This is a genomic window from Candidatus Saccharibacteria bacterium, from assembly GCA_034521515.1.
Taxonomy (GTDB): domain Bacteria; phylum Patescibacteriota; class Saccharimonadia; order Saccharimonadales; family JAXHMH01; genus JAXHMH01.
In genome coordinates this window covers 18,869-33,199 of the sequence record JAXHMH010000004.1, presented here as the reverse complement: position 1 = coordinate 33,199, position 14,331 = coordinate 18,869, and the positions used below count along the sequence as shown (strand labels likewise).

16 protein-coding genes are annotated in these 14,331 nt (G+C 44.4%); 2 read left to right on the top strand and 14 right to left on the bottom strand.

The genetic code is table 11. The features are described 5' to 3' along the window. Positions 1 to 63: 63 nt before the first annotated feature. From U5K77_03970 to U5K77_03935, 8 genes are all read right to left on the bottom strand, one after another. Positions 64 to 1,062, bottom strand: coding sequence for a carbohydrate kinase family protein (locus tag U5K77_03970; protein ID MDZ7744881.1), 999 nt, complete (start codon positions 1,060 to 1,062; stop codon positions 64 to 66). A 32-nt stretch (positions 1,063 to 1,094) separates the two neighbouring features. Further along, the gene (locus tag U5K77_03965; GenBank protein ID MDZ7744880.1) at positions 1,095 to 2,009 is read right to left on the bottom strand and encodes a class II fructose-bisphosphate aldolase; all 915 of its coding nucleotides are present in this window, start codon (positions 2,007 to 2,009) and stop codon (positions 1,095 to 1,097) included. Between the two features lie 17 nt (positions 2,010 to 2,026). Further along, positions 2,027 to 2,998, bottom strand: a complete 972-nt coding sequence (locus tag U5K77_03960; protein MDZ7744879.1) for a transketolase family protein — start codon at positions 2,996 to 2,998, stop codon at positions 2,027 to 2,029. A gap of 215 nt (positions 2,999 to 3,213) precedes the next feature. Next, positions 3,214 to 4,071, bottom strand: a complete 858-nt coding sequence (locus U5K77_03955; GenBank protein MDZ7744878.1) for a transketolase — start codon at positions 4,069 to 4,071, stop codon at positions 3,214 to 3,216. Positions 4,072 to 4,081: 10 nt separating this feature from the next. Further along, on the bottom strand, positions 4,082 to 4,714 hold the full coding sequence (locus tag U5K77_03950) for a hypothetical protein (GenBank protein MDZ7744877.1): 633 nt from the start codon (positions 4,712 to 4,714) through the stop codon (positions 4,082 to 4,084). Between the two features lie 2 nt (positions 4,715 to 4,716). After that, a complete protein-coding gene (locus U5K77_03945; protein ID MDZ7744876.1) occupies positions 4,717 to 5,163 on the bottom strand; it encodes an RpiB/LacA/LacB family sugar-phosphate isomerase in 447 nt (148 codons plus the stop codon). A 120-nt stretch (positions 5,164 to 5,283) separates the two neighbouring features. Continuing rightward, positions 5,284 to 6,300, bottom strand: a complete 1,017-nt coding sequence (gap, locus tag U5K77_03940) for a type I glyceraldehyde-3-phosphate dehydrogenase (protein MDZ7744875.1) — start codon at positions 6,298 to 6,300, stop codon at positions 5,284 to 5,286. 77 nt (positions 6,301 to 6,377) lie between these two features. Further along, positions 6,378 to 6,896 (bottom strand): inorganic diphosphatase, encoded by a 519-nt coding sequence (locus U5K77_03935; GenBank protein ID MDZ7744874.1) that lies wholly within the window; start codon positions 6,894 to 6,896, stop codon positions 6,378 to 6,380. A 51-nt stretch (positions 6,897 to 6,947) separates the two neighbouring features. On the opposite strand from U5K77_03935, the gene U5K77_03930 reads away from it, so the two are divergent. Continuing rightward, positions 6,948 to 7,613, top strand: a complete 666-nt coding sequence (locus tag U5K77_03930; protein MDZ7744873.1) for a glycerophosphodiester phosphodiesterase family protein — start codon at positions 6,948 to 6,950, stop codon at positions 7,611 to 7,613. A 90-nt stretch (positions 7,614 to 7,703) separates the two neighbouring features. After that, positions 7,704 to 8,402 (top strand): FAD-dependent oxidoreductase, encoded by a 699-nt coding sequence (locus U5K77_03925; protein MDZ7744872.1) that lies wholly within the window; start codon positions 7,704 to 7,706, stop codon positions 8,400 to 8,402. Positions 8,403 to 8,443: 41 nt separating this feature from the next. Here the strand turns inward: U5K77_03925 and U5K77_03920 are convergent, their stop codons facing one another. From U5K77_03920 to U5K77_03895, 6 genes are all read right to left on the bottom strand, one after another. Further along, positions 8,444 to 8,869 (bottom strand): MarR family transcriptional regulator, encoded by a 426-nt coding sequence (locus U5K77_03920; protein MDZ7744871.1) that lies wholly within the window; start codon positions 8,867 to 8,869, stop codon positions 8,444 to 8,446. A gap of 75 nt (positions 8,870 to 8,944) precedes the next feature. Next, positions 8,945 to 9,886, bottom strand: a complete 942-nt coding sequence (gene trxB / locus U5K77_03915; GenBank protein MDZ7744870.1) for a thioredoxin-disulfide reductase — start codon at positions 9,884 to 9,886, stop codon at positions 8,945 to 8,947. 105 nt (positions 9,887 to 9,991) lie between these two features. Next, complete coding sequence (locus U5K77_03910; protein MDZ7744869.1) at positions 9,992 to 10,240, bottom strand: glutaredoxin family protein; 249 nt, start codon at positions 10,238 to 10,240, stop codon at positions 9,992 to 9,994. 111 nt (positions 10,241 to 10,351) lie between these two features. Next, the gene (locus U5K77_03905) at positions 10,352 to 10,900 is read right to left on the bottom strand and encodes an FKBP-type peptidyl-prolyl cis-trans isomerase (protein ID MDZ7744868.1); all 549 of its coding nucleotides are present in this window, start codon (positions 10,898 to 10,900) and stop codon (positions 10,352 to 10,354) included. A gap of 133 nt (positions 10,901 to 11,033) precedes the next feature. Next, positions 11,034 to 11,477, bottom strand: coding sequence for an NUDIX domain-containing protein (locus U5K77_03900; protein ID MDZ7744867.1), 444 nt, complete (start codon positions 11,475 to 11,477; stop codon positions 11,034 to 11,036). Between the two features lies 1 nt (position 11,478). Then, positions 11,479 to 14,319 (bottom strand): efflux RND transporter permease subunit, encoded by a 2,841-nt coding sequence (locus U5K77_03895; protein ID MDZ7744866.1) that lies wholly within the window; start codon positions 14,317 to 14,319, stop codon positions 11,479 to 11,481. Positions 14,320 to 14,331 lie beyond the last annotated feature (12 nt).

Sequence of the window (14,331 nt, the reverse complement as noted above, 5' to 3'; positions counted from 1 at the left end):
TACTTACTACCTAGATTAGCATAAGAATTATTAATCCGTAACCAAAGGATAACCAGCTCACGGCTACATCTTTTGAGGTTTATACCAGTCAGGTGCTCTTTGTAATAGTTCCTCAACCTTGTCTTCGCTCAATAACCCTTCCTGCGCTCCAACGTGTTGCACAACGTTCATAGAGTTTATCGGAGCCCACTGCAGTGCACCCTCAATGTTATTACCTTTTACAAGCGCCGCTACAAATGCCGAAGAAAACGCATCACCGGCACCGGTGCGCTCAAGTGGCGGTGCTGGATCCGGGTAAGCCGGCATTTTATATCGCTCTTCGCCATCGCTGGCGTAGGCACCATCTGGGCCATCAGTTATCACAACCACCTGCGGGCCAAGTTGGTGTAACCGATCAAATAAATCATGAATGTCATCATAGTTTCCACCAGAAACGATAACCGCTTCTTCACGATTTAAAAGTAGTACCGCAGTTTTGGCATATAGGTTAGCTAGCCTACCCGCACCCATCTCAATCTGAAACGTACCTGGTTGAAATGCCATCTTGACGTCAGGATTTTGCTCAAGCCATTCAGCAATGGTGTCATGCATAACAAGTGCATTACGGCTGATTGAGCTAAAGTATATCCATTCCGGAGTTTCATCTGACTTAAATTGAGGCCAATGGTAGTCATACTCCTCGTGTTTGATCAAAATAGTTCGTTCTTCTTTATACCAAAGTATGTAGTGATAGTTGCTATCCATATCTGGGTTGACTCTGACAAATCTGTGATCTACTTTTTCTGAAGTAAGTTTTGCAATCATATCCCGACCTGCCTGGTCGCCCCCGACGTTAGACACCAAACCACTTTTCAGTCCAAGACGAGAAAAACCAACCGACGCATTTGGTGCATTACCGACCGCCTGGATAATGTCAGCATGATCAAACGGCAGCTTGCTACCAAATGGCATAGCTAACCACTTGCCGTGTTCATTTTTGTACGATGCCGCCTGATCGTCCAATAGCTTAATAAAAGCGTCTGTAACGATGTCACCCACACTGATAATGTCAAATTGACTCATTTTGTTTTATACCCACCTTTTCATATTTAAGCCTAGTCTATCACAGCCTTGCCGCTTGCGTTAAACATATCGATTTTTTCTTCCACAACTGCCTGTACGGCATCTATAACTTTATCCATCAACTTTATAACCGCGAACTCTGTCGGATTATCCTCTAACACGCGTTCTAGTGTCTTGCGATAAGCAATACGCATATCCGAGTTTATATTAACCTTACTGACACCTATTTTTACCGCGTCAATAAAATAATGCCCAGGCGTGCCGCTTCCACCATGTAGCGAAATATTGCAATCAATAGCCCCCCTAATCTCTTTAAGCAAGTCTAGATCGAGCTTTTTAGGTACTGGATACTTCCCGTGCAAATTTCCCACTGCCGCCGCAAACGTATCAATACCGGTCGCGTCGACGAAAGCTTTTGCCCCTTCGGGTGTACTGAATGTCTCTTTTATCTCTTTGTAGTTAATCTTTTCGGTATGCAGGTTGGAGCTTCCACCAAAGTAATGCGGCTCACTCTCCACTAACGCACCAGTTAACTTAGCATAGTCAACAATCTGTTTGGTTTCAGTAATAATTTCATCGATTGCCGCATCCTTGCGAGCTTGCGATATATCAATGTGAATAAATTCAAAGCCGGCCTCTATGCCAGCAATTGCCGCAGCAACAGTCGGACTATGATCAAGATTTACGTAGATTTCCACACCGTACTCATGTTTATAGTTATCCACCATATCGCGAACATTCTCAAGACCAAGTGACTCAACCTCGCTATTGCTTACTTCCACTAAAACCGGTGCGTTCTTAACTTTAGCCGCTTTAACAACCGCTTTGAGCGTCTCTTGGTTATCCAAATTAAACGCGCCGAGCGCATATTTTCCTTCTCGAGCGCGGTTCATTGCTGCTCTAGCATTTTGACAATTTTCGCGCATCTGATTTAGTGATAATGGCATACAGATATCCCCTTTAGTTATTTTTCATCCAACATTTGGTGGGCTGCAAATCGTATATGTTTCGCGGTTAGTCCGAAATGTTCCAGCAACTCATCGGGTTTACCGGATTCCCCAAAACGATCTTTCATACCCAGCCTTTTAAGTGGTACCGGATGATTTTCGCCAACAAACTCTGCAATAGCTCCACCCAGCCCACCATTGATTTGCGCTTCTTCAGCTGTTATTACGTGTCCGGTTTTTTTAATACTTTTTATAATAGTCTTTTCATCAAGAGGCTTAATAGTCGGTACATGAATAACTTCAACGTCAATACCGTCTTTAAACAGTTTTTCGGCGGCAGCTAATGACTGGTACGTCATTGTACCGGTGGCTATGATTGTCAGGTCGTTACCTTGTGCCATGACATACGCCTTACCAAGAGTAAAAGGAGTTTTCTCGGTGGTGATAATTGGTGTTGCTTCACGAGCCAAACGGAGATACGACGGTCGCTTGTCAGCAGCCAGCGCTAAAGTTGCCTTTTCGGCTTCTACGCTATCAGCCGGCGACACAACCACCATATTTGGCAGCACTCGCATCAATGCTATATCCTCAAGCATTTGATGGGTCGCTCCGTCGGGTCCCACCGATACTCCAGCATGCGAACCAACAATATTTACCGGCTGATTATTCAAGCAAATTGTCGTTCTGATTTGCTCCCAGTTCCTGCCGGGGCTAAAAGCCGCGTAACTGCTTACGAACGGGACTTTCCCCATTGCTGCAAGACCTGATCCAACTGTCACAAGATTCTGTTCAGCGACACCAACTTCGATAAACCGATTGGGGAACGCGTCGCGAAACAAGTGCATCTGGGTAGATTCAGTCAAATCGGCACAGGCTGCAACTACGTGCTCATCAATTTGGGCTGCTCGTTTAAGGCCACGTCCAAATCCCTTGCGAATTGGCTCATTCTCAAGCTCTTTACTTATATCGCATAAGTGCAAATCAGACATTACACACCCCATTCTGTCTAAGCGAGTTACTGTCAAAAAAGTGGATCCAGTGTAGTGCAGCCAGTGTAGTCGCAAGACTACCTGCGCGAAACGCACGCCTTGTATTTTGAGCAAGCGAGCGTACAACGAAATTATGGGTTGCTAGCGCTCTCCGAGAAATCGACTTCAGCGATTTCCCGGCAGAAAAGCGCACATAATTTCGTGTATGCGAGCGACTACTCATGTTCACCCCTAATTTTCCCTTTTAGTGTACGCAGTTCTTTCAGCGCAGTAACCGCTTGTTCGTGATTTGGCGGCGCACCATGCCAGTGAAAATCATATTCCATAAAACCGACGCCCTTACCAGGCACCGTGTGCGCGATAATCATTACTGGTTGTTCAACCACAGCCCTTCCCATAGCACACGCATCAATCACCATCTCTATGTTGTTCCCGTCAATCTCAATTACATGCCAACCAAAAGCTTCCCACTTAGCCTTCAGCTCCTCAAGCGGCATAATGTTTTCTGTCGGCCCGTCGATCTGAATGTTGTTCCGATCAATAATTCCGATAATATTATTCAACCGATATTTAGCAGCCAGCATAGCCGCTTCCCATATATTACCTTCGTCTAGCTCGCCATCACCCATCACAACATACAACCAACGATGATGCTCTTGATTCATACGCATGGCAAGTGCCATACCTGCAGCCTGACTCAATCCGCAACCTAATGGCCCGCTAGTGTTTTCCATGCCTGGCAATTTTTCACGTTCTGGATGTCCTTGCAGCCGCGACCCTAGTTGACGAAGCGTCATAAGCTCCTTCTTATCAAAGTACCCGGCATGCGCCATAACAGTGTAGCGTACGGGTACGCAATGGCCATTACTCAATAGCAATATATCCCTTTGATCCCAGTCCGGTTTTTTAGGATCGTGCTTGAGGATGTCAAAATACAATGCAGTAAATATATCTGCCAGCCCAAGCGGTCCGGCACTATGACCACTACCAGCATGCTCGAGCATGCTTATAATGTCTTTACGGACGTCGAGCGCTTTTTTTTCAAGCTGGGAAATTGTCAATTTTTGTGTCATACGCTATCTCTCATGCTTCTAGTACTGTTACTAGTTTACCATAAGCTTGTTCAGGGTTATTGGCATGTTGAATAAACCCACCGACGTTAAGCACATCAATGCCGCCGTCAACAAGTTGTTTTATATTTTTAGTTGTTACTCCACCATCCCAGCCAATTTCTAGCTCTGGCTTAAGTTTCTTGAGTGACTTCACCTTTTTTAGTAACGTCATGTCAGGCTGACCTCCAAAACGGCCTAAATCACCTGAAAAAATCATGACATGATCGATTACGCTCAATGATGGCTCAATATCTGAAACCTCTGTCTCAGGGAGTAGAGCCACGCCTGCCTTAATATGATGATCTCTCAGCTTCTCAGCCATGTCTACGAAATCTCCTTCTGATTCGGCATGCAGGATAATCATATGAGGCTGTAGACTGATTGCCTTATCTAAAACTAAGGCTGGTTTTTTATACATAAGGTGTAAATCAGCAATCACCGTTTTTAACCACCAAACATTCTCAATATTCACAGTTCTGCTCGGGGCAAACTCGCCATCTGTCAAATCTATTTGAACACGCTGAGCAAACGGCGCAACTCGCTCCATTTGTTCTCGGAAGGCATGCGGTTCTTCGGCTAGTATTGCGGGACAAATAATCGGCATGGTTAGTTCATCTCATCCATCGCTTGAATACGCCTGACAAACCGTCTAGCACCTTCAAACGGTGTATTTAGCCAAGTTTCCAAGATATCAAAAGCTTCTGCTGGTTCTAACGAATTAGCCGGCAAACAAGCAATATTACTGTTGTCGTCATTCCGTGAAGATCGAGCCGATTCATAGTCAAACAATAAAGCTGCCCGAATACCCTTAAAGCGATTTGCCGTCATACACATACCCTGTCCACTGCCACACAGTAATATACCTCTGGCATCTTTGTCGTCAGCGCTAAGGACATCTTTTACAACCTTCTGTGCAAAAACTGGAAAATCATCAGCCGGATCCATTTTTTTATCGCCATCGTCGGCTACATCATACCCAAGTCTGTTTAAATGCTTCTCTAATAATTCCTTTAATCTGTAGCCATTGTGATCGGCACCCACGTAAATTTTCATGAGGCTTTGCCTCCTGAAAGCTGGAGGCAAGAGAATGGAGACAAGAGTCTAGAGAATCCGGCTGGTCTTCCGGGAATTTTCTTGTCTTTTTCCTGATCTCTAGTCTCTAATCTCATGACTCTACTTCTTATGTAACATGCGGCCGGTGTCAGCTACAACTTCTACCAAACGGTTACTGTAACCCCATTCGTTGTCATACCAAGCAACTACTTTAAGCATATTGTCACCGACAACTGCAGTCAGGTTAAGATCAACAATGGCAGAGTGACTATTGCCGATAAAATCACTGCTGACTAATTCTTCCTCAGTAACCGCTAGAACCCCCTGATAATATGGCTCTTCGACAGCTTTCTTGAAAGCCTCATTCACTTCCTCGACTGTCACCTGTTTTTTAGTAATAATCACAAAATCACTAAGCGAAACAACTGGTGTAGGTACGCGGACGCTCATGCCGCCAAATATACCTTCCAATGCTGGCAATGCTTTACCGGCTGCAATTGATGCACCGGTTGTGGTAGGAACGATATTTTCAGCAGCGTTTCGAGCAGTGCGCAAATCCTTAGAAGGAGCGTCCTGCAAATTTTGGCTGGCGGTATAGCTGTGCACTGTAGTCATCATGGCTTTATCTATGCCAAAATTGTTTTCAATTACTGCAGCAACTGGTGTGATGCAGTTGGTGGTACAGGAAGCATTGCTAATAACATCTTCAGCCGTCTCGAGCTTATCCTCGTTTACGCCAAGCACAATTGTTGTTGCGCCCTCGCCCTTGGCTGGTGCACTTATGACGACCTTCTTTGCCCCGGCATCAATGTGCGCTTTGGCAAGCTCGGGTTTTACGAAAAACCCAGTAGATTCGATCACCACATCGACTTTATACTCTTCCCAAGGAAGTACGGCCGGATCTTTTTGTGCCAACACGTTTATATGTTTTCCTTTGACAATAATACCCTTATCGTCAAAGTCGACTTCGTGCTGATAAGTTCCGTAATTGCTGTCGTGTTTCAATAAGTGTGCTAGTGTCTTCGTGTCCGTTAAATCGTTGATAGCGACCACTTCCATATCCGCCCGTTCAAACGCAACCTTAAAGGCGTTTCGTCCGATCCGGCCAAATCCATTAATTGCTACTCGCGTCTTCACATATACCCCCTGTAGTTGTTGTATAACTTCAAGTGGTATTGTAACGGTTATGCTTGAGTAATATCAAGTTGTATTCACTATTTTACGCGTGCTATGGAGTCTTGTATGACTTTCTTGGCATCTGATGGGTCGCCCCAACCTTTCAATTCTGCGCTAACACCCTTCCAGTTCTTCTTCCAGTCTTTATAGTGTGAATAAAAGTGCTCGATGTTCTTTTTAAAAGCTTCTCCAAGATCATCGAGCGTTTTAATATGATCCTTGCTGATGTCGTCAGCCGGTACACAAATAAGTTTCTCGTCCATTTCGCCGTCATCTTCAAAATATAAGACACCAATCGGCCGGCTCGGAACCACCACGCCGTGCGGAACCGATTCGTCAATAATAAGCAACGCATCTAATGGATCATCGTCGTCACAAAGTGTATCAGGTACATAACCGTAATCTGCTGGATAACCAAGCAAGGTTCCGTTTACACGATCCAAGAAAAGCCGACCCGTATCTTTATCAACTTCAATTTTGTTACGGCTGCCTTTTTGAATTTCAATTATTACATTTACGACGTTCGGGGCGTCATCTCCATAGCTGACATTGCTCATTTTTTACTCCTTTTACTTCGTATATTTCATATATATTGTACACTAAAGCCAATGGAAATCATCGGACATCGCGGTGCTTCAGGTAATGTACTGGAAAACACCGCTGAGAGCCTTACTCACGCCGCGCAGCTTGGAGTTGATGCGATTGAATTTGATATCCGCAAAACCAAAGATAATCATCTTGTAGTATTTCACGACGCAAACCTAAACAGGTTAGCCAATCACCCTGGCAAAATCAGTAGGTTAACACTGTCGCAACTTCAACACATCAAACTTATTGGCGGCATGACCATCCCGACACTTGATACTGTTCTTAAATGTACCGGTAACACACCACTCATTATCGAAATTAAAGCGGCTGGCTGCGCTCAACTATTATCAGATGCCTTATATGATCAAGCTAACCGAGATATACGCATAGGTTCCTTCAAGCGACGAGAGCTAAAATTAATTAAACGATTGGAGCCTACATTATCCACGTATTTCCTAGAAAAAAACCATCCAATTGAGGCTATTTCTGTAGCTCGTAAATTACGCTTACAAGGCGTAGGTCTAAATTTCTGGATTCTTAATCCGCTTACTTACTGGCTCGCAAATCACTACAAGCTAAATCTATATGTATGGACTGTTAACAACCGACTGACCTTTTGGTTTATAAGGCTTTTTTACCCAAGAGCCGGTATTTGCACCGATAACCCCGATAAGTTTATAAAATAATTAAACAATTACCGACACTAGTTGGTAGGCTTGTGTCAACGTTTGTTGTGCCGCCTAGAGTAAACTATACTACTCAAAGTAGAGATATATATGCAAGCAACACTTGTCAAAAAAGAACATTTAGCCGATGACATTCAGTCGTTTTGGTTTAGACCATCACAGAGAATTCGGTATGACGCCGGACAATTTATAGGCTTAACATTGCCTCAGACCGACCGACTTAACAACGACCAGCGGTGGTTTACGCTTTCTTCTTCGCCAAGCGAAGAACTTATTGCGATCACCACAAAAATTCACGAAAAAAGTAGCCCTTACAAACAAGCCCTTGTTAATCTGAAACCTGGTGACAATGTCACCATCAGTCAACCGATGGGAGATTTTGTACTCCCAAAAGATTCAACTATCCCTTTAGTCTTTGTGGCAATAGGTGTTGGTATAACGCCTGTGCGGAGCATTCTAACATGGCTCAAGCACACCCGTGAGCGCCGCACAATACAAGTAGTATACGCCGCCCGAAAACAATCAGATCTGGTGTTTTTAGACACTTTAACTTCCGCCGCTTCAAATCTGACGCTCGTGCTATCTCAACCGCATAAAAAGTGGTCAGGATACAGCGGAAAGCTCGACGCTACCAAGCTTAGCGAGTTATCCGATAACCGACCCAACACTGTATTCTTTATATCCGGGCCAGAAGAAATTACCAAAGACCTAACACATAACCTACAAAGAAACGGTGTAGAAAAATACCGTATCGTCGCCGATCACTTCCCTGGATACCACACCGAATAAACTAATGCAGTACCAACTGATCTTGGTTACTCCAAAACAATTTAAGCAATATTGTGTCGAGCAATTTGTTCAAGCACCGTAAGATATGCTTTTTCCTGATCAGCTGTTATTTCGCTTAATGTGTCTTTCAAAACGGCGTCAATGTCAGCTTTCGCATTTTCAGCAACAGAGGCACCTTTACTAGTTAGGAGTGCATGGCGACTACGGCGATCTCTAGGCTGAGTTTTTAGACGTACGTACTTCTTTTTCACTACACCAGTCATGAGTGCCGTTACCTGTGGCAGTGTTACGCCGAGCGTTGCGGCGAGCTCTGACATACTCAATCCAGTTTTTGGACTACGCGAAATTATCGATAACACGAGCCACTCCATAATTGTGACGCCAGATTTTTCTAGTCGATTTTCAAGGAGACTTCTGAGTGCTCTGTCAGCTCGGGAATGCAGCAAAAGTATCTGTTCTCCACTCATTTCACCACCTCCTTTAATTGCTTATTTATACTATAAATTATCAGTTAATTTGTATAGTAAAATTCTTGCAATATTTTACATATGATGGGGTTCGAGATATTTTCGTATCATAAGCGCAGCTGTTGCTCCCTCGCCAGTCGCACTGGCAATTTGCATTGTCGCACCGGATCGCACGTCGCCTGCTGCAAATACGCCTTTGACGTTTGTCTCTAAATACGCATTGGTGATTACCATTCCAATCTCATCCAATAACACGTCAGAATCTTTTAAAAATTGTGTATTTGGCTTAAGGCCGATAAACACAAAGACACCGTCTGTTGGAAACTCGACTTTCTTGTTCGTCTTTTTGTCAGTACCTACAACTTTGGTAACTTTGCCGTTTTCACCGATAATCTCGTCTGTTGTCGTATTGAAGTGCACCGTAATCTTATCAGTGTGTTTCTTGAGTTCTTCCTGTAGAATTTCAGATGCCCGGAATTTGTCGCTACGAACAAGCAAATCTATGTGTGAAACGAACTTTGTTAAAAACATAGCTTCTTGTACTGCAGAATTTCCACCACCGACTACCACCACTCGTTTATCCCGGTAAAAAGCGCCGTCGCACGTGGCACAATAATGTACACCGCGTGCATAATATTCCGACTCACCCGGTATACCTAATTTCTTATAATCGCTACCGGTGGTAATGAGGATTGTTCGCGCGTAAACTTCACCGTCAGTCGTCTCTAAACGCTTAAGCTCTCCTTCATCGTGAATACTCAACACTTCACCAAGCCGAATATCAGTCCCAAACCGTTCGGCTTGCTTTTGCAGGCTTTCAGCCAGCTCCATTCCAGCCACACCCTGAGCAAAACCAGGATAATTGTCTACCCAATCGGTAACTGCAGCCAAACCGCCAATGACGCCTTTTTCATAAATCACCGTATCGATGTCTTCGCGTGTTGTATAAATCGCCGCGCTGAGTGCCGCAGGACCAGCTCCTACAATCACTACATCATGTATCTCTCGTTCAGCCATATCTTAGTCATCCCTTTTTTCATTATTACCTGCTTGTCTGTCCGGACTACAGCCAAACAACAGCCTGCTCATCATTTATCAGTATAGCAGTCCGAGCCTTAGACTCTAAGAGACTGCTGGAGCAAGCTGAGAAAGGTTATACCCGACTATAACATCCCGGCTATCATCAGCTTTCGTAACAACCGTAACCGGCACAGTCAAAGCCCCGCTAAGCTCCAAAGCCTCAGACTGACGTGATGGATCCTGATCAAGATTCACCTCCTCGTAACTAAACCCTTTGGCATTTAACCATTTTTTTACCATAACGCAGTAAGCGCAGGTGTTGGTTGTAAAAATAGTGATGTTTTTTGGCATTTTATGAAACCTTTCGTTCTTATTTTTGTGATTGTCTTGTCTATTATATATAGCGTATACGTGCTTATGCAATACTATACATGTTGTGTTTTTTTGCATTTTCCTTTCTTTTTATTGCTCTACCTCTAACACTTCAATATCAAACACTAGATCTGAGTTTGCTGGTACATCTGGCGATGGCGACTGGTTACCATACGCTTGAGCTGCCGGGATGACTAATCGACGTTTACCCCCAACCTTCATACCTGGTACGCCTTCTGTCCAGCCCTCAATAACGCCGTCCAAGCTAAACGGTACAGCTTGCCCGGTGTCATAAGAACTTTGGAATATAACTCCCGTACTGGCAATTGCCCCGGTATAATGTGCGGTCACACCCGCACCAGGCTGTACTTCTTCGCCATTTCCTTCCTCAATATCTATGACTTGCAGCTCACTGACGTCTTCGATCGGTTCAAATCCCTCTAGCTGTGTACCCTGTAACATGCCCTCCTGTGGTTGATTATTTTGGAGTTGCTCAATATCGGATGAGTCAAGTTCGTTAGAGCTTGGATCTTGATCGTCTCTTGTTGTTTGAAGAATAACCAGTGCTGTAAATGCAACTGATGTAATTAGGAATACGAACGCTAATACAATCGTAAAAATTCGTTTTGATTTTGTCATTTTACCCCCTATAGTTCTCTTTTAATAGTACCCGCATTGGGCGACTTAGCTTGACTAAGATTGCGTTTGCGCTCCTGCGCTCCCAAAAATCAATCTATAATTACTCACCTATAATGTAGGCAGTATAGCTATTCTAGGATTTGAATTCCAGCGACTTTTTTGGCCAACCATGTTCAACGCCGTGGAGTATATGTTCTTTTAGTTTTTTTGATAAAAACGGCGAAGTGGGCAAGTCCGACAAAGCCAGCCAGGCCGGCCGGTACAAGTTCTTGCCGAGCCGATTAATCTGCTCTTCTTCGGAATCCGGATGTAGTTGCGGCTCTCCCGATTGATACTTACAAAGATACACATATTGATCACCGTACGGATGACCGGCATGCTCTAAAAAGACCAGTCGCTCACCATCAAAATTAACCATTGTTTCTTCAGTTACTTCACGCCTGAGTGCCTCTTCCAGAGTCTCGCCAACTTCTACGTTGCCACCCGGCAAAGTGTCATACTCATCACCAAACTTGTTGCGGTGCATTACCAGCAACTTCTTGTCTTTAATGATTATAGCTCGGACAGCTCGGCGCATATTACATCATCCTCCAGAAACGGTTTAATGCTATAGAAACAAGTATATAAATACATACTAATGGTACTACCAAAGCGTTTATCAGAAAAGCAATACCGATAACCGTAGCTAGCCCAATAAGCCAAAAAATCACACGTCGGCGGCTTATGCGTTGCCGTACATATTCAGCAATTAAGTAGTAGTAAGGGAATGCAATAATCACTAAAAATGTGCTAGATATTAGTCCGAATATTATTGTCACCGCCAACGGCTCCCAAAACGGATCTGATAAAGCTAACGGCGTCAACGCAGCAATCGTTGTAAGCGATGTGACGACGAGCGGCCGGAAACGCTGACGAGTAGCTTCACTGACCGCGACAGCTAATGATTTACCAGCACGACGTTCTTGGTTTGCGTAGTCAGTTAAAAGTATCGTGTTGTTGACTGCAATCCCAAGCAGCCCGAAAAACCCAATCATCGTAAAGAAGCTAATCGGGTTATTTGTTGCATACAAGCCATAGGTCACCCCAAACAAGCTAAAAGGTATGGCCATAAATATGAGTAAGGGTTGCAATAGTGAGCGAAACTGAACTGCTAAAAGCAGGAACATAGCAAGCACAGATAAAGGACCTATGAGTAGTAGTGACGAGAATGACTCCTGGTTCTGCGATTCCTGGCCAAAATCAAACTGAAGCGACTGAGGCTCGACGCCATAGTCTGAACGCAATTTGTCGGCGTCGAATTCACGCTCCACTGCTTTTTGTGTTGCTTGGACAAGAGCCGTTGTATCACTAGCGTCAAACGCCGCACCAATACGTACAAACCGATCCCCATCACGCCGTACAATTCTATCCGTGTGAGCTATCTCGGTATTAATAATCCGTGCCGTCGAACCGTCAGGCCGTGAAATATCACGATCTTCTAAAAACTCCGCAATATCTCGCGCTAGTTCGGCTGAACCCTGTTTATCTTCGGCGTAAACCTGAGCAGCAAAAGGAAATTCCACCGATGGCGGCCCAGCGTCAATCTGATTTACTTGTACTTGCGCTGACGAAAACTCCTCAAAAGCTAGTTCAAGATCACCGATCATTTCTTGTGATGTTGTTGTCCGTTGTGTAAACGGCTCAAGTTCAATAAACATTGTGGCTGATCTTTGTGAGGGCTGGCTATATGCGCCATAACTAGCCAACCTGACGTGCTCGCCTATTTTTTGCTGAACAGTAGTCTCTATCCTCTTAGACACCTCAATTGACTCTTCGACCGACGTAGCTTGGTTATAATTAATAGACAAACTTAGCTGATCAGCGTCACTTGTCTCTGGAAAAATATTGAATTTAAGCTGTCCGCCATAGTAGCCTCCAGCCGCAATAATAAATATGCTCAATACAACAAAAACACTGGCGATCGCTACACCTTTTTTGCGGCTTCTATTTAAGATTAGGGGAGTTTGGGCTAGTTTTGCTGCCAAAAAACTTTCTGCCCTGACAATCGGACTCAAGCCTGTAGCTTGTCGGCGCCCGCGCAACAATACAAAACGCGATAAAAACGGTATCAACGTCAATGACAAAACAAGCGAACTTACTAGCGCAACAATTATAGTAATCGGTAAGATCTGTATAAATTCACCTAAAATACCAGTTATAAACACCAATGGCGCGAAAACAAGCACCGTGGTGAGCGTACCGGCAATACTTGCAGCGGCTACTTTCTTGATTGCCTGCCGAACGACTTCTCGCTTGTCTTTACCTTTACGCCTAGCAGCGTCTACTGCCTCCACGACAATTGTCGCATCGTCGACAAATAAACCGAGCGCCAACACTAGTGCAAACAAGCTGATTGTATTTAATGTATAGCCGACAAGCCACAAAACTAGCAACGTCGTCATCATGACACTAGTCATAAACAACGCCGTAATAAGCGAAGCCCGCCACGATATTAACAAGAAACTAATCACAACTATTGCGACTAAACCACTCACCATATTCGACTCCAGGCTAGCAATCTGAGTCGTAATTGATGGCGCAAAATCACCTGACACAGCAATCTCATAGGTATTGCTGGAATCTCCTACCTCTATCTGGTTAATCGCGCTTCGCACTGCATCAGAAAGTTCAATCACATCAAGATTGTCATTGCCAACGATACCTATAGTAAACGCGGGGTAAAATTCCAGCTCGTTATTTTCTGCGATGCCTATACGGTCAAAGCTCGACTGTCGTGTAATTTCCTGGCCGGTTTGGGGGTTAGTTCCGGTAGAGAATTGTTCTTGTATCTCTGCTGTTTCAATTGCATCGTATGCTGTCAGCTCCCGAGAAGCCTGAGCAGAAGCGGCTTGTAATTTTGAAACGTCTCCGTTGTCTGGACTATATACCGACAAAGTCATGTCGTACTTATTGAGATACAGAGCCGGAGCTATAACGGTATAGTCAACCGTGGCTTCTTCTGGCATAAAGCCGGCTGTTTCAATAGCTTCACGCATTCGTTTTGTACCAGCTTCACTAGAAGTCCCTTCTTCAAACTGAGCAATTATCGTAAAGAAACTGTCGTCAGCTTGAGTGCGCACAGATTCCACGCCCGCAACATCCTGTAATACATCAGAGGCAGGTTTGGTTATCTTGCTATCTACTTCTTCAGCGTTCTGTACAAGATAGCTCCCCGTCGCCAACCCGTACGGTGCCTGAATAGCCGGGAACCCTTCCCGCGGTAAAAACACAACGTAGGCTAATACGCCCAACACAACTAGACAAACCCAAATAACAAACGTTGACTTAAACCAGTCAAAAAACAACAAACTGAGCTTTACAACTTTTGTATCGTTGGCTGAAGTGTTACGTCGTTGTTTCTTCATTAGTGTCCATTTCATGATTAGCCTTTA

What these genes read in the sequence shown, in the direction of transcription:
- U5K77_03970 (MDZ7744881.1), bottom strand. Translation starts at nt 1,062, where the DNA reads ATGAGTCAATTTGACATTATCAGTGTGGGTGACATCGTTACAGACGCT.
- U5K77_03965 (MDZ7744880.1), bottom strand. Translation starts at nt 2,009, where the DNA reads ATGCCATTATCACTAAATCAGATGCGCGAAAATTGTCAAAATGCTAGA.
- U5K77_03960 (MDZ7744879.1), bottom strand. Translation starts at nt 2,998, where the DNA reads ATGTCTGATTTGCACTTATGCGATATAAGTAAAGAGCTTGAGAATGAG.
- U5K77_03955 (MDZ7744878.1), bottom strand. Translation starts at nt 4,071, where the DNA reads ATGACACAAAAATTGACAATTTCCCAGCTTGAAAAAAAAGCGCTCGAC.
- U5K77_03950 (MDZ7744877.1), bottom strand. Translation starts at nt 4,714, where the DNA reads ATGCCGATTATTTGTCCCGCAATACTAGCCGAAGAACCGCATGCCTTC.
- U5K77_03945 (MDZ7744876.1), bottom strand. Translation starts at nt 5,163, where the DNA reads ATGAAAATTTACGTGGGTGCCGATCACAATGGCTACAGATTAAAGGAA.
- U5K77_03935 (MDZ7744874.1), bottom strand. Translation starts at nt 6,896, where the DNA reads ATGAGCAATGTCAGCTATGGAGATGACGCCCCGAACGTCGTAAATGTA.
- U5K77_03930 (MDZ7744873.1), top strand. Translation starts at nt 6,948, where the DNA reads ATGGAAATCATCGGACATCGCGGTGCTTCAGGTAATGTACTGGAAAAC.
- U5K77_03925 (MDZ7744872.1), top strand. Translation starts at nt 7,704, where the DNA reads ATGCAAGCAACACTTGTCAAAAAAGAACATTTAGCCGATGACATTCAG.
- U5K77_03920 (MDZ7744871.1), bottom strand. Translation starts at nt 8,869, where the DNA reads ATGAGTGGAGAACAGATACTTTTGCTGCATTCCCGAGCTGACAGAGCA.
- trxB (MDZ7744870.1), bottom strand. Translation starts at nt 9,886, where the DNA reads ATGGCTGAACGAGAGATACATGATGTAGTGATTGTAGGAGCTGGTCCT.
- U5K77_03910 (MDZ7744869.1), bottom strand. Translation starts at nt 10,240, where the DNA reads ATGCCAAAAAACATCACTATTTTTACAACCAACACCTGCGCTTACTGC.
- U5K77_03905 (MDZ7744868.1), bottom strand. Translation starts at nt 10,900, where the DNA reads ATGACAAAATCAAAACGAATTTTTACGATTGTATTAGCGTTCGTATTC.
- U5K77_03900 (MDZ7744867.1), bottom strand. Translation starts at nt 11,477, where the DNA reads ATGCGCCGAGCTGTCCGAGCTATAATCATTAAAGACAAGAAGTTGCTG.
- U5K77_03895 (MDZ7744866.1), bottom strand. Translation starts at nt 14,319, where the DNA reads ATGAAATGGACACTAATGAAGAAACAACGACGTAACACTTCAGCCAAC.